Origin of the sequence: Antribacter soli (genome assembly GCF_021568775.1) — a bacterium.
GTDB classification, from domain to species: domain Bacteria; phylum Actinomycetota; class Actinomycetes; order Actinomycetales; family Cellulomonadaceae; genus Antribacter; species Antribacter soli.
Genome location: NZ_JAKGSG010000023.1, coordinates 34,848 through 55,196, shown reverse-complemented (window position 1 = coordinate 55,196; position 20,349 = coordinate 34,848). Strand labels below are relative to the sequence as shown.

General features: G+C 74.1%; 20 protein-coding genes and 1 riboswitch. Of the genes, 2 read left to right on the top strand and 18 right to left on the bottom strand.

Features of this window, described 5'->3' with window-relative positions; all coding sequences use genetic code 11:
• Positions 1–12 precede the first annotated feature (12 nt).
• The 7 genes from L1785_RS07260 to ribD form a co-directional block, all read right to left on the bottom strand.
• Positions 13–501: a PH domain-containing protein gene (locus L1785_RS07260; RefSeq protein WP_236088543.1), complete on the bottom strand. Its 489-nt coding sequence runs from the start codon at positions 499–501 to the stop codon at positions 13–15.
• Between the two features lie 68 nt (positions 502–569).
• Positions 570–1,418: an ATP phosphoribosyltransferase gene (gene hisG / locus L1785_RS07255; RefSeq protein ID WP_236088542.1), complete on the bottom strand. Its 849-nt coding sequence runs from the start codon at positions 1,416–1,418 to the stop codon at positions 570–572.
• 92 nt (positions 1,419–1,510) lie between these two features.
• The gene (locus L1785_RS07250) at positions 1,511–1,774 is read right to left on the bottom strand and encodes a phosphoribosyl-ATP diphosphatase (RefSeq protein ID WP_236088541.1); all 264 of its coding nucleotides are present in this window, start codon (positions 1,772–1,774) and stop codon (positions 1,511–1,513) included.
• A 130-nt stretch (positions 1,775–1,904) separates the two neighbouring features.
• Positions 1,905–2,375 (bottom strand): 6,7-dimethyl-8-ribityllumazine synthase, encoded by a 471-nt coding sequence (gene ribH / locus L1785_RS07245; protein ID WP_236088540.1) that lies wholly within the window; start codon positions 2,373–2,375, stop codon positions 1,905–1,907.
• Complete coding sequence (gene ribA / locus L1785_RS07240; RefSeq protein ID WP_236088556.1) at positions 2,372–3,754, bottom strand: GTP cyclohydrolase II; 1,383 nt, start codon at positions 3,752–3,754, stop codon at positions 2,372–2,374. Before ribA ends, ribH begins: the two co-directional genes overlap by 4 nt.
• Positions 3,755–3,777: 23 nt before the next feature.
• Positions 3,778–4,410: a riboflavin synthase gene (locus L1785_RS07235; RefSeq protein WP_236088539.1), complete on the bottom strand. Its 633-nt coding sequence runs from the start codon at positions 4,408–4,410 to the stop codon at positions 3,778–3,780.
• The gene (gene ribD, locus L1785_RS07230) at positions 4,410–5,606 is read right to left on the bottom strand and encodes a bifunctional diaminohydroxyphosphoribosylaminopyrimidine deaminase/5-amino-6-(5-phosphoribosylamino)uracil reductase RibD (protein WP_236088538.1); all 1,197 of its coding nucleotides are present in this window, start codon (positions 5,604–5,606) and stop codon (positions 4,410–4,412) included. Before ribD ends, L1785_RS07235 begins: the two co-directional genes overlap by 1 nt.
• Positions 5,607–5,726: 120 nt before the next feature.
• Positions 5,727–5,860: riboswitch (FMN riboswitch) on the bottom strand.
• A gap of 381 nt (positions 5,861–6,241) precedes the next feature.
• Here ribD and L1785_RS07225 point away from each other — a divergent pair.
• Positions 6,242–7,948 carry an HNH endonuclease signature motif containing protein gene (locus L1785_RS07225; RefSeq protein ID WP_236088537.1) on the top strand — a complete coding sequence of 569 codons (1,707 nt, stop codon included), beginning with the start codon at positions 6,242–6,244 and terminating at the stop codon, positions 7,946–7,948.
• A gap of 87 nt (positions 7,949–8,035) precedes the next feature.
• Here L1785_RS07225 and rpe read toward each other — a convergent pair whose 3' ends face one another.
• Complete coding sequence (gene rpe, locus L1785_RS07220; RefSeq protein WP_236088536.1) at positions 8,036–8,698, bottom strand: ribulose-phosphate 3-epimerase; 663 nt, start codon at positions 8,696–8,698, stop codon at positions 8,036–8,038.
• Positions 8,699–8,823: 125 nt separating this feature from the next.
• Between rpe and L1785_RS07215 the strand changes: the two genes are divergently transcribed.
• A complete protein-coding gene (locus L1785_RS07215) occupies positions 8,824–9,252 on the top strand; it encodes a DUF1761 domain-containing protein (protein ID WP_236088535.1) in 429 nt (142 codons plus the stop codon).
• A gap of 15 nt (positions 9,253–9,267) precedes the next feature.
• Here L1785_RS07215 and L1785_RS07210 read toward each other — a convergent pair whose 3' ends face one another.
• The 10 genes from L1785_RS07210 to pyrF form a co-directional block, all read right to left on the bottom strand.
• Entirely contained in the window at positions 9,268–10,884 is a 1,617-nt protein-coding gene (locus L1785_RS07210; protein ID WP_236088534.1) for an RsmB/NOP family class I SAM-dependent RNA methyltransferase, read from the bottom strand.
• The gene (gene fmt / locus L1785_RS07205; RefSeq protein ID WP_236088533.1) at positions 10,881–11,831 is read right to left on the bottom strand and encodes a methionyl-tRNA formyltransferase; all 951 of its coding nucleotides are present in this window, start codon (positions 11,829–11,831) and stop codon (positions 10,881–10,883) included. Before fmt ends, L1785_RS07210 begins: the two co-directional genes overlap by 4 nt.
• 140 nt (positions 11,832–11,971) lie before the next feature.
• On the bottom strand, positions 11,972–12,619 hold the full coding sequence (locus L1785_RS07200; protein ID WP_236088532.1) for an HAD family hydrolase: 648 nt from the start codon (positions 12,617–12,619) through the stop codon (positions 11,972–11,974).
• Positions 12,616–15,087, bottom strand: coding sequence for a primosomal protein N' family DNA-binding protein (locus L1785_RS07195; RefSeq protein WP_236088531.1), 2,472 nt, complete (start codon positions 15,085–15,087; stop codon positions 12,616–12,618). The genes L1785_RS07200 and L1785_RS07195 overlap by 4 nt, the downstream gene beginning before the upstream one ends.
• 165 nt (positions 15,088–15,252) lie before the next feature.
• A complete protein-coding gene (gene metK, locus L1785_RS07190) occupies positions 15,253–16,458 on the bottom strand; it encodes a methionine adenosyltransferase (RefSeq protein ID WP_236088530.1) in 1,206 nt (401 codons plus the stop codon).
• Positions 16,459–16,586: 128 nt separating this feature from the next.
• Positions 16,587–17,855 (bottom strand): bifunctional phosphopantothenoylcysteine decarboxylase/phosphopantothenate--cysteine ligase CoaBC, encoded by a 1,269-nt coding sequence (gene coaBC, locus L1785_RS07185; protein ID WP_236088529.1) that lies wholly within the window; start codon positions 17,853–17,855, stop codon positions 16,587–16,589.
• A gap of 22 nt (positions 17,856–17,877) precedes the next feature.
• A complete protein-coding gene (gene rpoZ, locus L1785_RS07180; RefSeq protein WP_236088528.1) occupies positions 17,878–18,183 on the bottom strand; it encodes a DNA-directed RNA polymerase subunit omega in 306 nt (101 codons plus the stop codon).
• A gap of 143 nt (positions 18,184–18,326) precedes the next feature.
• Positions 18,327–18,929 (bottom strand): guanylate kinase, encoded by a 603-nt coding sequence (gene gmk, locus L1785_RS07175; RefSeq protein ID WP_236088555.1) that lies wholly within the window; start codon positions 18,927–18,929, stop codon positions 18,327–18,329.
• A gap of 1 nt (position 18,930) precedes the next feature.
• Positions 18,931–19,242 (bottom strand): integration host factor, actinobacterial type, encoded by a 312-nt coding sequence (mihF, locus tag L1785_RS07170; protein WP_236088527.1) that lies wholly within the window; start codon positions 19,240–19,242, stop codon positions 18,931–18,933.
• Between the two features lie 186 nt (positions 19,243–19,428).
• Complete coding sequence (gene pyrF, locus L1785_RS07165; RefSeq protein ID WP_308113287.1) at positions 19,429–20,307, bottom strand: orotidine-5'-phosphate decarboxylase; 879 nt, start codon at positions 20,305–20,307, stop codon at positions 19,429–19,431.
• Positions 20,308–20,349 lie beyond the last annotated feature (42 nt).

The following is a 20,349-nucleotide window of genomic DNA, read 5'->3' as shown; positions in this document are numbered from 1 at the left end:
CCCTCTGAGCCTCTAGCTCAGCTCATGGTCCGGCGCCTCGCCCAGCTCCTTCACGAGCCGGGCGAGGCGCCGGGCCTCTTCCATGCCGTGCTCCCCGTCGGCCCGCTGGATGCCCATCACCGCCAGGACGTCACCGTCCGCCAGGTCGAGGCGCACCCACGGGTCGCCGTACCCGAAGCGGACCGCGACGATCTCCGCCCAGGCGAGCTTCCGGCGTCGGACATAGTTGACGACCGTCAGGCCTGCGACGTCCGGGACGGCGCGGACCGCGCCGAACCGCCACGCGATCACTGCGCACAGCAGGCCGAACACGATGATCGACACCCGGTTCGCGGCGCTCGCGGACCCGGGCCCCTGCGCCGTCAGCGCGATGAACGCGGACCCGCCGGCGAGGAGCAGCGCGAGACCGTAGGCGATGGGCGTGGCCCAGCGGCCGCGGAACGTCCGGAAGCGGGTGAGGTCCTCCGCCGGGACCTCCGAGCGGTCCGCCTGGCCGGTCATCGCGCCCTCCTGGTCTGCTACGCCAGCTGGTCTGCCGCGTCAGCGCTGCTGCTTCGGAGCGTAGGTCCTCAGATCCGTGACGCGTGGATGGAGGTCACGATGATCGCCCGCGCGCCGACGTCGTACAGCGCGTCCATGACGCGGTTGGTCTGGCTGCGCGGCACCATGACGCGCACGGCCGCCCACTCCCTGTCGTGCAGCGGCGAGACCGTCGGGGACTCGAGCCCGGGCGTCACGGCGACGGCCGCGTCCACCAGCGCCACGGGCACGTCGTAGTCCATGAGCACGTACTCGCGCGCGGTCTTCACGCCCTGCAGGCGGCGGGTCAGGATCTCCAGGCCGGCCGGCGGCTCCGCGTCCCCGCGGCGGATCAGCACGGCCTCGGACCGCAGGATCGGGTCGCCGAACACCTCCAGGCCCGCCGCACGCAGCGTCGTTCCGGTCTCCACCACGTCCGCGATGACGTCGGCGACGCCGAGCTGCACGGACGACTCCACGGCCCCGTCGAGGTGCACGATGGCGGCGGGCTCGACGCCCTGCTTCGCAAGGTGCTCGGCCACGAGCGTGGTGTACGACGACGCGACGCGCAGCCCGGCGATCTGTCCCACCTCGGTGACGCTGCCGGTGGGCGCCGCGAACCGGAACGTGGAGCGCGCGAAGCCGAGGGAGAGGTGCTCCATGGCGGCGGCGCCGGAGTCGAGCATCAGGTCACGGCCGGTGATGCCCACGTCGACCGTGCCTGTGCCGACGTAGACGGCCACGTCACGCGGGCGCAGGAAGAAGAACTCGGCGTCGTTCTCGGGGTCGGCGAGCACGAGCTCGCGGGTGTCGCGACGCTGGCGGTAGCCCGCCTCACGGAGCATCGCGGAGGCGGGCTCCGACAGAGAGCCCTTGTTGGGGACGGCGATTCGCAGCACTCTGGGTGCCTCCTTCGGGATGGGTGTACGCGATCGGCGGAGCGCGCTCAGCGTGCCCGCCCCGCCCTCACGGGCGGGGACGGCACCGGCGCTCACAGATGCTTGTACACGTCCTCGAGGGCCAGGCCCTTCGCCAGCATCAGGACCTGCAGGTGGTAGAGGAGCTGGGAGATCTCCTCGGCTGTGTCCGTGTCGCTCTGGTACTCGGCGGCCATCCACACCTCGGCGGCCTCCTCGACGACCTTCTTCCCGATCGCATGGACCCCCGCGTCCAGCTGCGCCACCGTGCCCGAACCCTCGGGACGGGTCGCGGCCTTCTCGGACAGCTCGGCGAACAGGGAGTCGAAGGTCTTCACCCCACCAGGGTAGTCGGGCACGCTGCGGGCGCGGCCGGTGTCCGCTGTGCGAGCACTCACGGGCGGGCCACCGCTGTGGCGCGGGCTGTGGCGCCTGCTGTAACGCCTGCGCTGTCCGCCGCGCCGTCGGTCACAGCCCGGCCTCCCGCAGGGCGACCGCCGTCGCGACGGCGGCCTGCACCGCCTCCGCGCCCTTGTCCTCGTGCGAGCCCTCGAGCCCGGCCCGGTCGAGGGCCTGCTGCTCGTCGTCGCACGTCAGCACCCCGAACCCGACGGGGACACCGGTACGGACGCTCACGTCCGTCAGACCGGTCGTCGCAGCCGAGCAGACATAGTCGAAGTGCGGCGTCCCGCCGCGGATCACCACGCCCAGCGCCACGACGGCGTCGGCCCCCGCGGTGACCGCCCGGGCCGCGGCGACCGGCAGCTCGAACGAACCCGGCACCCGCACCTCCGTCCACTGCGCCCCGGAATCCGCCAGCGCCCGCCGCGCCCCGGCCAGCAGACCGTCCATGACCTGCTCGTGCCAGCTCGCCGCGACCACCGTCACGCGCAGCCCCGTCCCGTCCACCGTGATGTCCGGTGCGCCTGCCCCGCTCATGCTCGTGCCTCCTCGTAGATGCCGTCGTTCTTCGTGCCTTCGCCAGGCCACTTCTCAAGGCTCAGGGAGTGCCCCAGGACCGTCCGCTTCGTCTCCAGGTACCGGTGGTTGTGCACCCCGTACCCCACCTGCAGCGGCACGGCGCCGACGACGTCCGTCGCCGCCTCCCGCAGCCCGCTCACCTTCGCCGGGTTGTTCGTCAGGAGCGTCACCCGGTCGATCCCGAGGTCCGCCAGGATCGCCGCGGCGGCGCCGTACTCCCGGGCGTCCACCGGCAGCCCCAGCTCCACGTTCGCCTCGACCGTGTCCAGGCCCGCGTCCTGCAGGGTGTACGCCGCGATCTTCGCCGCCAGCCCGATCCCCCGGCCCTCGTGCCCCCGGAGGTACACCACCGCGCCGCCGTCCTGCGCCACGGCCGCGAGCGAGGCCTGGAGCTGCGGACCGCAGTCGCACCGCAGGGAGCCGAAGGCATCGCCCGTCAGGCACTCCGAGTGCACCCGCACCATGGTGCTCGTCCGGTCGGCCCACAGATCCGACGCCGGTCCCTGGGGCACCAGAGCCAGATGCTCGGCCCCGGTGCGCAGGTCGCGGTACGCGATCGCACGGAAGTCCCCGTACGCCGTCGGAAGCGCCGCCTCGGCGACCCTCTGCACCCGGGCGACCGGGCCTTCGTCCCCCATGCCCTCCAGCGCAGGCTCTCCGCCCTGCCCTGCCCCGCCGACGGCGTTGTCATGCTCCCGACGCCAGGCGACGAGCTCCGCCACCGTCAGCACGACCAGGCCCTCGCGTGCTGCCAGAGCGCGCGCCGCAGGGAGGCGGACCATCTCGCCGTCGTCGTGGACCAGCTCCGCGATCGCGCCCACCTCGCCCAGGCCCGCCAGGCGCACCAGGTCCACCGCCGCCTCCGTGTGCCCCGGACGCTCCAGGACGCCCCCCGGCACCGCCCGCAGCGGCAGCACGTGCCCCGGCCGGATCAGGTCCTCCGGGCCCGACGCCGGGTCGGCCAGCACCCGCAGCGTCCGCGCCCGGTCCGACGCCGAGATGCCCGTCGTCACTCCGACCGCCGCGTCCACCGACACCGTGTACGCCGTCCCCCGCGGGTCCTCGCTGCGCGCCACCATGAGGGGCAGCCCCAGCGCGTCCGCCCGCGCCGCGGGCAACGGTGCGCACAGGTAGCCAGACGTGTGCCGCACCGTCCAGGCCACCCACTCCGCCGTCGCGGCGCTCGCGGCGAGGATCACGTCGACCTCGTCCTCGCGGCCGGCGTCGTCGGCGACGAGGACCGGACGGCCCGCGGCGAGCTCCAGCAGGGCCTCGGGGACGGTCGCGAGGCGAGCCTCGAACCCGCCGTTCACGACCGCGGCTCCGCCGGCCAGCATCACCGCGCCTTCGCCGGGGCGCGTCACGACCGGGCCTCCGTCGTCTCGACCTTGCTCGTCGCCAGCAGCCGCTCCACGTACTTCGCGAGCACGTCGACCTCGACATTGACGGCTCCGCCCGGCGCGAGGCCGCCGAGGGTCGTCGCGGCGAGCGTCGTCGGGATGAGCGAGACGCCGAAACCCTCGTCCGCGACCCACGTCACGGTGAGCGAGACGCCGCTCAGCGCGATCGAGCCCTTCTCCGCGACATACCGCGTCAGCGCGGCGGGTGCGGCGAAATCGAGGTCGTCCCAGCGCGGTCCGGGCGTGCGGCGCACGAGCGTCGCGACGCCGTCGACATGCCCCTGCACAACGTGCCCGCCGAGGCGGCCGTGGACAGGCAGGGCCCGCTCGAGGTTGACCCAGTCACCGGCCGCAAGACCGCCGAGCGTGGTGCGACGCAGCGTCTCCGGCATGACCTCCGCGGTGAACGCGCCGTCCGCGACGGTCGTCACCGTGAGGCACACGCCGTCGACGGCGATCGAGTCTCCCGCCCGGGCGTCCGACGTCGCGAGCGGGCCCGCGACCGTCAGGACGGCGTCGGCACCGTCGGCATCGGCGTCGGGGAAGTCGATCGCCCGGACCGTGCCGAGCTCCTCCACGATTCCCGTGAACATCAGTGATCCTCCTTGGTCGGGTGCGCGTGCGGCATCCCGTCGGGTTCGTTCGTCCGTCGTGTCGCAGGTGCGTGGGCCGCACTGTCCGCCGCATTGTCCGCCGCACCGTCCGCCGTCGTGCCGTCGGCAGCCGCCCTGCGTGCTGCCCTGGCGACCACCAGCACGTCGTCGCCCAGCCGGCGGACCTCGTGCGTCTCGAACCGTGCTGCGTCGCCGATGGTCGTGATGCCGAGATCGCCGACGGCGGTCGCGCCCGCACCCAGCAGCACGGGCGCGACGTACGCGTGGAGCTCGTCGACCAGCCCGGCCGTGAGGAACGCCGTGGCCAGCACCGGACCGCCCTCGACGAGCAGGTGCCGCACGTCGCGGGCCGCGAGAGCGGCGAGCACCTCCGCGGGGTCGTGCGTGGCCAGGTGCAGCAGCTCGCCGCCGGGGCCGCGCAGGCGGGCGTCGTCGGGCAGCGCACGGTGGCCGACGACGACCCGGAGCGGCTGGTGTGCGTCTCCGCCGTCGTGCCCCTCTGCCACCTCGGGGACCCGGGCCGTCAAGCTGGGGTCGTCCGCGAGGGCCGTCCCCGTGCCGACGGCGATCGCGTCGACCTGCGCGCGCACGGTGTGCGCATGGGCCCGCGCCTGCGGACCGGTGATCCAGCGGCTCGTGCCGTCGGGGGCTGCGACGCGCCCGTCGAGGCTCGTCGCGAGCTTGAGCGTCACGTACGGGCGGCCCGTACGGACGGCGTGCAGCCACGGACGGAGCAGCTCCTCCCCCGCGTCGGCGAGGAGGCCGGTCTCGACGCGGACCCCGGCGTCGCGCAGGCGAGCCGCCCCGCCCGCGGCCGTGGGGTTCGGGTCGACGACAGCGACGTGCACCTCCGCGACGCCGGCCTCGAGGAGCGCGTCCGCGCACGGCGGGGTGCGGCCGTGGTGAGCGCACGGCTCCAGGGTGACGACCGCCGTCGTGCCGCGAAGGTCCACGTCGCGGGCGTTCGCAAGAGCCGCGGCCTCCGCGTGCAGGGTGCCGGCACCGCGGTGGAAGCCCTCGGCGACGACCGAGCCGTCCGGGGCCAGGATCACGCAGCCCACGCGGGGGTTCGGGCCGTGGGGCGGACCCTGCGCGGCGAGCACGAGGGCGCGACGCATCGCGGCCGCAAGAATGCGGCTGCGGGCGCTTTCCTCCAGGGGCCGTGCCTGGGTCATGCCGTCCTCCCCGAGCGTCGGTGCTCCGGGGGTCGACGACGTCATGCGAGCCGGGTCCACGAATGGCCCGGCCGCGCACACGACGCAACGGCGTCACGCACCCCGAAGGGTGCCGACGCCGCACGTGCTGCCTCCCATCCGGACTTTCACCGTCGGCTCTGGAGTTCCACCAGATCAACCGGCCCTCCGAGGAGGGACGCGGGTCGCGGGCTGTCACCGCCGGTTCGGAATTACACCGACCCCGGAGCACGTGTGTGCGTACTGCTGGCCGTCAGCATGCCACAGCGCGGGTGCGCTGCGGCAAGACCGTGGCGAGTCTCACAGGTCACCCTGGGCTGATCGGAGCTCGGCACGGCCGGACCGCCCCCGGATACCTGGCGGCGTCGGGCTGGTTTCCTTTGCTGGGTGGTGCCGTTCCGCGCCCGGTTTGGGTGCGTTCTCGACGCTTGGCACACTATTTTATTTCCAGGATCCCGGCACACCCGCCCGAGACCGTTGCCCACCAGCCCGGACGGTCGGTCGGTCGTTTCGGCGCACCGCCTCTCGACCGTCGCCGCTGCCCACCCCCTCCGCTCACGGCAGATTACGTACGCCAGTTCGATCGGATGTCAGTGGCGGATGCGAGAATAGGTGTCATGACCACCTCGCCGGACACCACGCCTCCGGCCCAGCCCACGGGGCTCGGGCCGGAATCGGTGCGCGCGGTGGTCCCGGCATACTTCGCCGAGGCGCTGTCGATCCCGGCCCGGCCGAGCATGGAGGACTACCAGGAGGCCGTGGCCGAGGCGGTCGAGCTGCAGGAGCAGATGAACGCTCTCGCGGGCCGGCAGATGCTCGCCGTCGCCCGGGCGAGCCGCCTGGCCACCGCCCTGGAGGACCAGATCCTGGCGACGGACACCCCGCGCGTACGTGAGCTGGACCCCGACCGCGCCGCGGAGCTGGCTCGCCGAGCCGTGACCACCGAGATCGCCAAGGCCTTGACGATCGGTCCCCGGTCGTCCGCGCAGCTCCTGGACACCGCCGTCGTCCTGACCGACGTCGCGCCGCGCACCCTGGCCACGCTGTGCGCCGGCACGGTGACGGCGCGCCACGCCCACCTCATGGCCGGTGTCGTTGGGGGCCTGGAGCCGGAGACCGCCGCCTCGGTGGAAGCCACCGTCCTGGCACCGACCCCCACCTCCCCCGTGCCGGGTCCGGAGACGTTCGCCCGCCGTCTGCGGCGTGCCCGTGACCTGGCCCACCCGGTGCCCCTCGAGGTGCGCCACGCGGACGCCGTCGAGCAGCGCGGCGTCTGGGTCGACCCGGCACCAGACGGCATGGCCACCCTCACGGCGCTCCTGCCCGCCGAGGTCGCGCACGCCGCCCACGACCGCCTCACCCAGACGGCCAGGGCCGCCGGGATCGGCGACGGTTCCCGGACCCTGGCGCAGCTGCGCGCCGACGTCCTGGCAGACCTGCTCCTCGACGACGGCACCACCGACCTCGGGCTCACCCGCGCGGCCGAGGCCGGAGCCTTGTCCACGACGGGCACGCAGGTCGGCGTGCCGAACACTGCCGGAACGGGCGGTGCGACGGGAGACGACTCGGACACCCGTCCGGCAAACCCTGCGGCGGGTGGCGCCACCGGCGCGGGCATGGCGGGCCCTCCGGCTCTGGATTGCCCGCCCGATCCCCGCGAGCCGGGGGTCTTGGCCCGCATCGCACGGCGGATCATCCCAAAGGTCCATGTCACGGTCCCCGTCCAGACCCTCCTGGGCGGGTCAGCGCCAGCAACCCTGGACGGGCACATCCCCCTCGACCCCGACACCGCCCGCGCGCTCGTCGCCCACGCCCCCAGCTTCAAGCGCGTCCTGACCCACCCCGAGACCGGCGCCGTCCTGTCTGTGGGCCGGGACAGCTATACCGTCCCCGCCGACCTGCGCGACTGGCTGCTCGTGCGCGACGTAACCTGCCGCTTCCCCGGCTGCGGCCGACCCGCTCTGCGCACGGACCTCGACCACACCACCGACTGGGGCGCGGGCGGCGGCACGTCCGCCGACAACCTCGCACACCTCTGCCGCGCGCACCACACCCTCAAGCACCAGACCGCGTGGACGCTGCAGACGGGCGACACCACCGGCAACACCACCGGCCAGGGCGTGCGCGCCACGGGCAGCGCCGCAAGCGCTCCCGGCGCTCCCGGCGACGGCGCCCTCACCTGGACCTCCCCCGCGGGCCGCCGGTACGCGTCGTCGTCCGAGAACGCGATCACGACCGGCCGTCTCACCCCCGCCACGATTGCCTCCCTGGTTCCGGGCACCGACCTCGACCTCGACGAGCCGGACGGACCACCGCCCTTCTGACCTCACGCCTCTGACCTCACGCCTCTGACCTCACGCCGCAGCCCGGGCCGGCGTCGGGCAGCCGGCGCTACCCGGCCACGCCCGGCCTCAGTGGATGTGCCCCGAGGCGAGGTCGCGCAGGGCTGCGATCTCCGCCGGGATGTCCTCGGCACCGTAGACCGCGGAGCCGGCGACGAAGACGTTCGCGCCCGCGTCAGCGGCGCGCTCGATGGTCTCCCGGGACACTCCCCCGTCCACCTGGATCCACACGTCGAGGCCGGCCTCGCTCACCGCTTGGCGGGCCCGACGGATCTTGGGCAGCGTGCCGTCGATGAAGGACTGGCCGCCGAACCCGGGCTCTACCGTCATGACGAGCAGCATGTCGATCTCGGCGAGCAGGTCGATGAACGGCTCGACCGGCGTCGCCGGGCGCAGGGCCAGGCCCGCCCGCGACCCGAGGCGCCGCAGCTCGCGGGCCAGGCGCACCGGCGCCGTCGCGGCCTCCGCGTGGAACGTGACGGACGCAGCGCCGGCCTCGGCGTAGGTGGGGGCCCAGCGGTCCGGCTCGTCGATCATGAGGTGGGCGTCGAGCGGGATCGGCGAGACCTTCGCGAGCCGCTCGAACACCGGCAGCCCGAGCGTCAGGTTCGGCACGAAGTGGTAGTCCATGACGTCGACGTGCGCGTAGTCCGCGTCGCCGATCGCGTGCAGGTCGCGCTCGAGGTTCGCGAAGTCGGCCGACAGGATGCTCGGGGCGATGAGGGCTGCCATGCGCCCAGCCTAGGGCGGTGAAGCCGCGTGCATCCGCCAATCCCGGTCCAGCGCCGGCGCTGGTGCGCCCGACGCACGACCCCGTCCGGGGTGCCCAGCGCGGCACGGCCTGCCATGATCCCCTCATGGTGCCAGAGATCAATTACTGGGCGGTCCTTGTCGCGACGGCGTCCACGATGCTCGTGGGCTCCGTCTGGTACACGCCGCGCGTGTTCGGCAAGGCGTGGATGCGGCTCGCCCGCGTCGACCCGGAGAAGGCGGCCGCCGCCGGGCCGTGGCCGATCGTCATCACGGTGATCGTCAGCTTCGTGTCGGCGTGGGTGCTGGCCGGCGCGACCTACATCGCGTGGACGTTCTACGAGGGCGCCTTCCTCTCTTCCGCCCTGGTCACCGCGCTGGCGCTGTGGGCCGGCTTCACGGCCGCGCGGTTCGTCACCCACGACGCTTTCGAAGGGCGTCCGCCAGCCCTCACCACGCTCAACGCGGCGCACGAGCTCGTGACAGTCCTGGTCATGGCCGTAGTCCTGGGCCTGTGGCCGCCGACGGGCGTCTGACCTGGCGCACCAGGCCTACAACCGCCGGCGCAGCAGCGTCAGGTGCATCGCGTCCGTGCCGTGGACGTGCGGCCAGAGCTGGACGTCGTGACGGTCGGCCAGGGGGATGACGGCCCCGGGGCGCAGCACGGACCGCACGACCGCGGGAGTGTCGAGCCGTTCGACGTCGGACCGCCGCCGCAGGACGTCCGCGACCACCATGTGCGTCTCGGCCAGGTGCGGCGAGCACGTCACGTACCCCACCACTCCCCCAGGACGCACCGCGTCCAGGGCCGACAGCAGCAGCTCCCGCTGCAGCCCCGTGAGGACGGCGAGGTCCGCCGGGGTCCGCCGCCAGCGCGACTCCGGGCGGCGCCGTAGCGCCCCCAGGCCGGTACAGGGCGCGTCGACGAGCACACGGTCGTACGCCCCCGGCTCCTGCTCGCCGACGTCGCGCCCGTCGCCGGTGCGCACCCGCTCCACGACACCCTCCGGCACCGCACGCAGCGCCTTCTCCACGAGACGAACCCGGTGCGGCTGCACCTCGTTCGCCACGAGGGTCGCACCGCGCTGCGCGGCCAGCGCGGCCAGCAGGGCGGCCTTCCCGCCGGGCCCGGCACAGAGGTCGAGCCAGCGTTCGCTGCCCGACGGCGATGCCCCGGCCAGGTCATCGCCGGCCGGCACGCGGTCCGACGGCGAAGCCCCGGCCGGCAGGACCTCCGCCGCTGCGAGGGCGAGCGTGACGAGCTGGGAGCCCTCGTCCTGCACGCCGGCCAGACCGGAGCGCACCGCCGGGACGCCCGAGGGGTCGCTCCCGCTGAGCACGAGCGCGGTGGGCGCCCAGCGGCCCGGGACGAGGTCGGCGTCGCCCCACGCGGTGTCGTCATCGACGTCGGCCAACCCGGGCCGCGCGACGAGCGTCACGCGGGGTGCGGCGTTGTCGGCGTCGAGCAGGTCGGCGATCTCGTCGGCGGGCCGGCCGTTCCCCGCGAGGGACTCGCGCAGGGCGCGCGTGATCCACAGCGGGTGCGAACCCGTGGCGGCGAGGCCCGTGAGCGGGTCGGGAGCCTCGGCGGCGATGCGCTCGAGCCACTCGTCGAGCGTCGTGCGCCCCACGGCACGAAGCACGGCGTTCACCAGCTGCGCCGCACCCGCCCCGACCCGGGACCGTGCGAGACCCACGGTCTCCGACACGGCGGCGTGCTGCGGCACCCGCATCCCGAGGAGCTGGTGCGTGCCGAGCCGGAGCACGTCGAGCACGGCGGGGTCGAGCCGGTCGAGCGGACGGTCGACACAGCGCGACAGGACGGCGTCGTACCGGCCGCGCAGGCGCAGCGTGCCGTAGGCGAGCTCCGTGGCGAAGGCGGCGTCGCGGCCTCGCAGGCCGCGCTCGCGCAGGAGCGGCGGCAGGACGAGGTTGGCGTACGCGTCCGACCCGTCGACCTCGCGCAGGACGTCGTAGGCGGCCTGGCGGGCCGGGTCGGTGCTCTTGCGGCGCTCCGACGGCGCGAGCGCGGTCTGCCCGCTGTCGCCCCGGGAGCGCGCGGCGCCGCGCTGGCGGCCCTGGGAGTCGCGGCGGGGGTCGGACGTGCCGCGGCCGCGGTCGTCGCGGCGGCCCTGTCCGCGGCCCCCGGCCAGGTGGTCGCCGGTCATGCCGACACCGCCGCACCGAGCAGGACCTGGCCGGCGTCGAACAGGCCGCGGGCGCCGCGGGCCCAGTCGGCGGCGGGCATCGGCCGCTTCCCGACGGGCGTGACGTCGCCGAGCTGGACGGCATGCGTGGCGGTCCCCACGAGAACCTCCTTCTTGAGGGCCCGGACCTCGCCGGGCGCCAGGTCGGTGACGTCCGCCCGTGGTGCGACGGGGGCGAGACCGAGCCGAGCGCCGTCGGGCAGCGTGGTCCACGCCCCCGGTGCGGGCGTGCAGCCGCGGACGAGGCGGTCGACGGCGAGGGCGGGGACGTCCCAGCGGACCTGCGCGTCGTCGGGGGTGAGCTTGGGGGCGACGGAGGCGCCGTCGGCGGGCTGCGGCTGGGGCCGCAGGCTGCCCTCCTCGAGGGCGTCGAGCGTGGCGACGAGGAGCTCGGAGCCGGAGACGGCGAGGCGGTCGAGGAGGTCGCCCGCGGTGTCGCGGGGGCGGATGGTCTCCGTAGCGGTTCCGAGCACGGGTCCGGTGTCCATGCCCTCGTCGAGGAGGAACGTGGTGGCTCCCGTGACCTCGTCGCCGGCGATGACGGCGCGCTGGACGGGCGCGGCGCCGCGCCAGGCAGGCAGGACGGAGAAGTGGAGGTTGATCCAGCCGAGGCGGGGCACGGCGAGCACGGCGGGACGCAGAAGGTGCCCGTAGGCGACGACGGGCGCCGCGTCGACGTCGAGGTCGCGCAGGCGTGCGAGGAACTCGTCGCCGCGCGGCATGTCGGTGATGACCGGGATCCCGGCCTCCTCGGCGCGGGCCCGCACCGGGCTCGGGGTGAGGCGTCGGCCGCGGCCGGCCGGGGCGTCGGCGCGGGTCAGGACGGCGACGACCTCGTGGCGGGACGCGAGCAGCGCTTCCAGGGACGGGACGGCGGGGTCGGGGGTTCCGGCAAAGAGGAGGCGCACCCGGCAAGTCTAGGTGTCGGGCCGGGCCCCGGCGGGCGGGGCGACCGGGGTACCGAGCGCGCGCAGCGAGCGGGACCAGGTGTCGCGCCCAGCGCTTGCGGGCGGGCGACCGGAACGCCGGGCGCACACAGCCAGCGGCTCTACGTGTCGGACGGGTCGCCGGGCGGGCCGGCCACGGGGACGCCGAGCGCACGGAGGTCTCGGCGCAGGGCCGGCGTGCCGGTGAACAGGAGGCCGTGGAAGCCGACCGCGCGGGCGGCGGTGACGTTCGCCGGGCTGTCGTCGACGAACACGGCCCGGGAGGGATCGACGCCGAACCGTTCGACGACGATCTCGAAGATGCGCGGGTCGGGCTTCGTGAGGCCGACGCGGCCGGAGACGACCACGTCGTCCATGAGACCGATCGCCGGTGCGGCCGGTTCTGCAAGATGGAACGACTCCGCGGACCAGTTCGTCAGGCCGTAGAGCCGCAGACCGAGGCCCTTGAGCTCGTGCACGAGCTCCTCGGTGCCCTCGACGGGCCCGGTGAGCGACGCGTGGTAGTTCTCGACGTACCAGCGCAGGTCGTCGACGCGGTGGGGGTGCGTCGTGCCCAGGGCCGCGAGCGCCTCCGCCCAGGGTCGCCCGCCGTCCTGCCGGCGGTTGAGGTCGTGGAAGCCGATCTCGTCGAAGAGGGCGTCGACCTCGGCGGGGTCCAGGTACCCGTCGTAGGCGGCGTACGGGTCCCATCCGACCAGGACGTTCCCGAAGTCGAGCACGACGGTGTCGATGGGTGGCGTGTCGGTCACAGCATCTCCTTCGGGTCGAGCTGTACGCGGGCGGTCCCGCCCTCGCGCCGGGCGGATCGTACGGCGAGGGAGGCGTGCAGCCGGCGGGCGAGCTCGCCGCCCCGCGCGAGGGGTACGCGCAGCACGGCGCGGACGGGAGCGTCGAGCGTGGCGGCACGGCCGGCGGGCGAGCCCTGTGGCCGCCTCTGCCCTGCGCCGGCAGGCTCGCTCCGGCCGACGGCTCCGGGCCTGTCGGGTGCGTCCGGCACCTCCACGGGGCCCAGGAGGACGCCCTGGAGGTCGGCGAGGTCGACGCGGGACACGAGGGCGTCGACGGCGAACCGGTCGCCCGTGACGGCGGCGACGCGGACGGCGGGCGGCAGGTCGAGCTGGGCCCGCTCGGCGAGCTCGCGGTCGGCGAGGCCCGCGGGGTCGAACCGGACCAGGGCCTGGGTGGGCGCGGGGGCGGCGTCGCCGACGAGGAGCACCTGCCCGTCGGACCGGACGAGGGACGCGGCGGCGAGCCAGCGGTGCAGTGCTTCGGTGGCGACGGCCAGGCCGGTCCCGGCGGTCAGGACCGCCGCGTCGAGCAGCAGGGCGGCGGCGTACCCGCCGGGGGCGACGGGCTCGGCGCCGGGGGTGGCGACGATGAGCGGGTGCCGCCCGCCCTGCGTCCCCACGGTGTCGAGCACTCCGCCGGGGGCGCTCGCCGCCGAGAGACGCACGGGCACGCCCGGGAACGCGCGGCCGAGCTCCTCGGCGGTGCGCTCCGACCCGACCCGCACCGACCGCAGGCCGGTGAAGCCGCACTCGTCGCACGACCAGTGCCCGGCGAGGCGCCCGCACCACGTGCACTGGGGCGCGCCGTCGGCGGACGACAGCCCCAGCGGCCCGTGGCACGCGGAGCAGCGGGCGGCGGTGCGGCACCGGGCGCACGCCACGACCGGCAGGTAGCCCGCGCGCGGGACCTGCACGAGCACCGGTCCCAGCCCCAGCGCGTCGCGCGCCGCCCGCCATGCCGCCGAGGGCAGGCGAGCGGCGGCGGCCGCGCCTTCGCGGGCCAGCTCCACGGACGTCAGAGCCCGCACCCGCGGCGCCCGCGCGCGCACGACGTCGCGCGGTGCGGCCAGCTCCCGGGCCCACCCGGAGGCGAGCAGTGCCTGCGCCTGGACGGTTCGCCCGGGAGACCCGAGCAGGTACGCGGCCCCCTCCAGCTCGGCCCGCAGTGCCAGCACGTCTCGCGCGTGCGGGTAGGGCGCGTGCGGCTCGGCCAGCGTGTCCTCCCCGTCGCCCCACAGGACGACGAGCCCGAGGTCGCGCACGGGAGCGAACATCGCGGCCCGCGTCCCCACAGCGACGGGGACGGAACCACGCAGCACGGACAGGAAGGCCCGGTACCGGGGAGCGGGCCCGTCGTCGGCCAGGAGCTGGACATGGTCAGGAAGCCCGGCACGATCGAGGGCCGACCTCACGCGGGCGACGTCCCGCGCGTCGGGCACGACGACAAGCGCCCCCCGCCCGCCGGCGACACAGGCACGCACGGCCTCGCCTACGGCCAGCGCCCAGTGCGGCAGGACGTCGTCGACCCCGGGCAACGCCGACCACACGGCACGAGGAGCCTCGCGAGCAAGCACGCGCCGAAGAAAGGCCTGCCCGCCGCGATAGGAAGCCCAGACCGAGGAGGCATCCCCCACCGCGGAAGCCGGAGCATCGGACGAGGGAGTGCTGCCGGGCACGTCGGGCGGTGGCTCGGACGGCGAGACGACGGAGGTGCTGGTGCCGGGAATGGAAGGCGACACGACAGACAAGACGGTGGTGCCGGGGATGTCGTGCGCCGGCGTGGACGGGCCTGGCGGGAGCGCCGAGGAACGAGGTGCGGATGGTTGCCGGCGCACGACATCCCCGGCAGCAGCGTCGGACCCGGCCAGGGCGGGCAGCCCGGACCCGGGCAAGGCGGAAGACCCGGCAGCGCCGTCGGACCCAGCCAAGGTCGGGTCGTCGGCTGGCACAGCCTCCTTCTCGACCTTCGCGTGCCGAGGCGGCACCGCCAGCCGCAGCACGTCGGCGAGCGTCCCCGCGTACCGGTCCGCGACCGCACGGGCCAGCGCCAGCACGGCGGGCGTCAGCACGGGCTCGGCGGACACCACACGGCGCAGCGGCACCAGCCGACCGTCGTGGTCCGACGTCTCCTGACGCGCCACGACGTACCCGTCGACGTCCTGCCGTCCGAAGCGCACCTTGACCCGCACGCCAGGCTGCGCGTCGTCCGTCATCGTGGCGGGGACGAGGTAGTCGTAGGGCTGGTCGAGGTGCGCCGGCTGCAGGTCGAGCACGACGCGCGCCACCGGCAGCGTCGTCGCGATCGGGACGCCGTTCGTCTCGACCTGGGCCTTGGCCCGCGGCCCGCGGCGGCGGGCGGGCGCGACGTCGTCGAGCCCCAGCAGGGTGTCCTGCTGGGGCTCGGCTGACGTCGGCCGGGTCGCGCTCACGGTCCTATCCCATCACCCGCCACCGACACGCGGCGCGGGTGCCCGTCACAGCCCGGAGGCGGTCGGTTCGAGAACACCATCAGGTATCACCATCCCGGGTCGAGCGGTGCCACATGGTGTTCTCGAACCGGACGCCGCACCTGGGAACAGCGGCGGTCCTCGACGTCAGAACAGCGACCGCAGTGCCTCGACGCGGTCGGTGCGCTCCCACGTGAAGTCGGGCAGCTCGCGGCCGAAGTGGCCGTAGGCGGCGGTGGCGCGGTAGATGGGGCGCAGCAGGTCGAGGTCGCGGATGATCGCGGCGGGGCGAAGGTCGAAGACCTCACGGATCGCGGCGGTGATCCGCTCGACGGGGACCTGCTCGGTGCCGAACGTCTCGACGTACAGGCCGACGGGCTGCGCCTTGCCGATCGCGTACGCGACCTGGACCTCGCAGCGGCGGGCGAGGCCGGCGGCGACGACGTTCTTCGCGACCCACCGCATGGCGTAGGCGGCGGAACGGTCGACCTTCGACGGGTCCTTGCCGGAGAACGCGCCACCGCCGTGGCGGGCCATGCCGCCGTACGTGTCGACGATGATCTTGCGGCCGGTGAGGCCCGCGTCGCCCTGCGGGCCGCCGACGACGAACTTGCCCGTCGGGTTGACGAACAACCGGAAGTCGGCGACGTCGAGGCCCATCGTGTCTGCGAGGTTTCCGACGACGGGCGCGATCACGTGGTCCGCGACCTCGCGCTGCAGCTTCTCCTGCACCACGTCCTCGTCGTGCTGGGTGGACAGCACGACGGTGTCGAGGCGCAGGGCACGGTCGCCGTCGTACCCGATCGTGACCTGCGTCTTGCCGTCGGGGCGCAGCCCGACGAGCTCGCCCGTCTTGCGCACCTCCGCGAGCCGCTCGGCGAGGCGGTGCGCCAGCCAGATGGGCAGCGGCATGAGCGTGGGGGTCTCGTCGGACGCGTAGCCGAACATCAGGCCCTGGTCGCCCGCGCCCTGCGCGTCGAGCGGGTCGAGGTCGGCGGAGTCCTCGCGCTGCTCGAGCGCCTTGTCGACGCCCTGCGCGATGTCGGGCGACTGCTGGCCGATCGACACCGAGACACCGCACGAGTCGCCGTCGAACCCGATCGCGGACGAGGTGTACCCGATGTTCCGCACGACCTGGCGGACGATCTGCGGGATCTCCACGTAGGCGTTGGTCGTGACCTCGCCCGCGACGTGGACCAGACCGGTCGTCACCATCGTCTCGACAGCGACGCGCGACGTCGGGTCCTGTTCCAGCAACGCATCCAGGATCGAGTCCGAGATCTGGTCGCAGACCTTGTCGGGGTGTCCCTCGGTCACAGACTCGGAGGTGAAGAGGCGCAGCGCATCAGCCATGCCGGACATGCTACGGGCCCGGTGCCGGGTCGGCGCGCAGGTCGGGCGAAAGATGGCTCACATGGCGAGAAGGATCTCAGTATGTGGACATAATTCCGGACGGGGGTTCAGGCCCGCGGCCGACAAGCTCAGGCCCGCGGCACGAGCAGCTTCACCACAGCGTCCCAGACCGCGTCGGCGACCTCGGGCTTGGTCCCGGCCACCTGACCGAGAACCTCGCCCGTGCCGTCGAGCAAGGTCACCTCGTTGGTCACCGTGCCGAACCCCCGGCCCCCGCCGACGGCGTTGAGCACCAACAGGTCCGCACCCTTGCGGCGCGCCTTGGCGCGGCCCAGGTCGAGCACGTCGCCCGTCTCGTCCCCGGTCTCGGCGGCGAACCCGACGACGACCTGCCCGGGTCGCAGGCGCTCGTGCGCAAGCTCAGCCAGGATGTCGGGATTGAGCACCAGCTCGATCGGCGCGGGCGGCCGGCCGGGCACCTTCTTGATCTTGGCGTCGGGCGTCCGCGCGGGCCGGAAGTCGGCGACGGCTGCGGCCATCACGACGACGTCGGCCTCTGCGGCCGCTCCGCGGACCGCGTCGCGCAGGTCGGCGGTGCTCTCGACGCGCACGACGTCGACCGTTCCAGCACCTTGGCCCTGCCCGGCTGAAGACGCCCCCGCCAGGACCTCGAGGGCGATGTTGGCTGCCACCAACGTCACGTGGGCCCCCCGCTCGGCCGCGGCACGGGCCAGGGCGACGCCCTGCAGGCCGCTGGACCGGTTCCCGATGAACCGGACGGGGTCGATGGGCTCACGCGTCCCGCCCGCGGACACCACGACACGACGCGCTACGAGGTCGCGCGAGCCTGACGGCCCGCCGGGCGCGGGCCCGGCAACGACCACCGACAGCGCGTACTCGGCGATCTCCTCCGGCTCAGGCAGCCGGCCGCGGCCCGTGTCCGCGCCGGTCAGGCGGCCGGACGCCGGCTCCAGGACGTGCACGCCCCGCTCGCGAAGGGTCGCAACGTTGGCGCGCGTGGCGGGGTGCTCCCACATCTCGGTGTGCATGGCGGGCGCCATGACGACCGGGCAGCGGGCGGTGAGGAGAGTGGACGTCAGCAGGTCGTCGGCCCGGCCCGTCGCGGCCCGTGACAGCAGGTCGGCCGTCGCAGGCGCCACGATCACCAGGTCGGCACCCTGGCCCAGGGCGACGTGGGGCACGTGCTCCACGTCCTCGAACACCTCGGTGGTGACCGGCTCGCCGGACAGTGCCTCGAAGGTCGGCGCCCCTACGAACCGGAGGGCAGAGGCGGTCGGGATCACGCGCACGGCGTGCCCCTGCTCGCGCAGCAGCCGCAGCAGGAGCACGGCCTTGTATGCGGCGATACCCCCGCTGACACCCAGCAGGATCCTCATCGCAGGACGACTCGCGTCCGGGTCAGGCGGGGAACTCCGGCGTGGCTTCGCCCTCGCCGGGCTCGACCGGCTCGACGGCCTCGATCGTCAGGAGGCCACGGTTGATCTCGCGCATGGCGATCGAGAGCGGCTTCTCCTGGTTGCGGGTCTCGACGAGCGGGCCCACGTTCTCCAGCAGGCCCTCGTTGAGCTGGGAGTAGTACGCGTTGATCTGACGGGCGCGCATGGCCGCGTACAGGACGAGCCCGTACTTGGAGTCAGTGCGCTCGAGCAGCTCGTCGATCGGCGGGTCGGTGATGCCGATCGGAGCGGCGACGGTTCCGGCCATGGTGATGCTCCCGAGGCTAGAGGGGAAGAGGAAAGTCCGAGGGCACAGTCTACCCGCCGGGAACGTCCGCAGCGGGCAGGCTCAGCCCGCCACGTGCGCCGAGCTATGTCGACCCGTCCGGCGACGGTGCACGATCGGCGAGCTCAGCCCGCCACGTGCGCCGAGCCCGCACCGACCGACGAGACGCCCATCACGCTGACGAGCTCGTCGGTCGCCCGGTGGACGTCGTCGTTGACGATGGTCACGTCGAACTCGCTCTCGGCGGCGAGCTCCACGCGCGCCGTCTCCAGGCGCCGAGTCCGCTCCTCCTCGTCCTCCGTGCCACGCCCGACGAGCCGGCGTACCAGCTCGTCGTAGCTCGGCGGCGCGAGGAACACGAACCGCGCGTCGGGCATGGACCCGCGGACCTGCCGGGCGCCCTGAAGGTCGATCTCCAGCAGGACCGGCACGCCCGCGGCGAGCCGCTCCTCGACGGGCCGGCGGGGGGTGCCGTAGCGGTTGCGGCCGTGCACGACGGCCCACTCGAGCATCTCCCCCGCCGCGACCATGCGGTCGAACTCCTCGGGACCTACGAACAGGTAGTGGACGCCGTCCTCCTCGCCCGGGCGAGGCGACCGGGTGGTCGCCGACACGGAGAGCCACACCTGCGGATAGCGGTCCCGCACGTCGGCCGAGACGGTGCCCTTGCCGACGGCGGTCGGGCCCGCAAGGACGGTCAGTCGTGCGGGAGCAGTAGAACTGGAAATGTCAGCCGAACCTCTCGATGAGCGCCTTCGTCTGGTGCGGCCCAAGACCACGGACGCGGCGAGTCTCGGCGATCCCGATCTCCTCCATGATCGCCTTGGCCTTCACCTTACCCACGCCGGGGAGGGACTCCAGCAGCGAGACCACCTTGAGCTTTCCGACGACGTCGTCTGTCTGGCCGCGCTCGATGACCTCTTTCAGGGAGCCCTGGGAGTACTTCAGCCGGTTCTTGATCTCTGCCCGGGCGCGCCGAGCCTCGGCGGCCTTCTCGAGAGCTGCTGCACGCTGCTCGGGAGTGAGGGGGGGAAGTGCCACGCAAGTCACCTACTCGTGTCTCGACCGGCCTCTGTCAGCACTGTCGCCGGTCTGGATGTGGACTGCTGCATCGAAAGTAGCCACGACCCAACCCGTCGGCAATCGCAGGCGCGCCTTTGCCTGGCACTTCATCACCTGTAAATGCACCATTTAGGGCGTTTACACATAATGAATCCCGTTAACTCTTCAGCTGCGGAGCGCCGCCGTCGCCTCGGTGGCCGCCGCCCGCGCCGCCCTCACCAGCGACTCCGCGTCCGGTCCGGCCGCGAGCACGCCCCGCGACGACGACGCCAGCACGGTACGCCGGGCGTCGCCGAATGCGGTCGACAACTCACGTGCCCCCGCCCCCTGGGCGCCCACACCCGGTGCCAGCAGCGGTCCGTTGACGGCCACGAGATCCGTCCCGGTCGCGCGCGCGGCGTCGCCCACCGTGGCACCCACGACGAGGCCCACGGAGCCCATCGGCTCCGCCCCCGCGTTCAGCACCGCCGCGTGGGCGGCCATGACCGAGGCGACGGACGCGCCCAGGTGGCCTCCGGCGTCGGGCAGGCTGCGGGCGTGCTGGACCTCCGCACCTTCCTTGTTGGACGTGAGGCACAGCACGAACAGGCCGCGGCCCGTGGCCGCGGCCAGCTCCACCGCAGGCGCGAGCGAGCCGAAGCCCAGGTACGGCGAGACGGTCAGGGCGTCACCGGCGAGCGGCGAGCCGTCACGCAGGTAGGCGTCCGCGTAGGCGCCCATCGTGGAGCCGATGTCGCCGCGCTTGGCGTCGACGATCGTCAGCGTGCCCGCCGCGGCCGACGCCGCGAGGACGTCCTCCAGGGCGGCGAGCCCGCGCGAGCCGTGCCGCTCGAAGAAGGCTGCCTGCGGCTTGACCGCCGCGACCTTCCCGCCGAGCGCCTCGACCACGCGCAGGCCGAAGTCGCGCACGCCGGCCGCCGTGTCGGGCAGGCCCCACGCCTCCAGGAGGGAGGCGTGGGGGTCGATCCCGACGCAGAGGGGACCGTGCTCGTCCATGGCGGCGGCCAGGCGGGCGCCGAAGGAGGGACGAAGGGCAGCCGTCACGCCGTCGTCCCCGCGAGCTCCGGCGCTGAGGCCCGACGGCGG

Coding starts and splice junctions, on each gene's coding strand:
- L1785_RS07235 (WP_236088539.1), bottom strand. CDS start 4,410: ATGTTCACGGGAATCGTGGAGGAGCTCGGCACGGTCCGGGCGATCGAC.
- coaBC (WP_236088529.1), bottom strand. CDS start 17,855: ATGAGGATCCTGCTGGGTGTCAGCGGGGGTATCGCCGCATACAAGGCC.
- L1785_RS07215 (WP_236088535.1), top strand. CDS start 8,824: ATGGTGCCAGAGATCAATTACTGGGCGGTCCTTGTCGCGACGGCGTCC.
- L1785_RS07225 (WP_236088537.1), top strand. CDS start 6,242: ATGACCACCTCGCCGGACACCACGCCTCCGGCCCAGCCCACGGGGCTC.
- L1785_RS07260 (WP_236088543.1), bottom strand. CDS start 501: ATGACCGGCCAGGCGGACCGCTCGGAGGTCCCGGCGGAGGACCTCACC.
- ribA (WP_236088556.1), bottom strand. CDS start 3,754: ATGCTGGCCGGCGGAGCCGCGGTCGTGAACGGCGGGTTCGAGGCTCGC.
- rpoZ (WP_236088528.1), bottom strand. CDS start 18,183: ATGGCCGGAACCGTCGCCGCTCCGATCGGCATCACCGACCCGCCGATC.
- ribD (WP_236088538.1), bottom strand. CDS start 5,606: ATGACCCAGGCACGGCCCCTGGAGGAAAGCGCCCGCAGCCGCATTCTT.
- ribH (WP_236088540.1), bottom strand. CDS start 2,375: ATGAGCGGGGCAGGCGCACCGGACATCACGGTGGACGGGACGGGGCTG.
- rpe (WP_236088536.1), bottom strand. CDS start 8,698: ATGGCAGCCCTCATCGCCCCGAGCATCCTGTCGGCCGACTTCGCGAAC.
- L1785_RS07210 (WP_236088534.1), bottom strand. CDS start 10,884: ATGACCGGCGACCACCTGGCCGGGGGCCGCGGACAGGGCCGCCGCGAC.
- metK (WP_236088530.1), bottom strand. CDS start 16,458: ATGGCTGATGCGCTGCGCCTCTTCACCTCCGAGTCTGTGACCGAGGGA.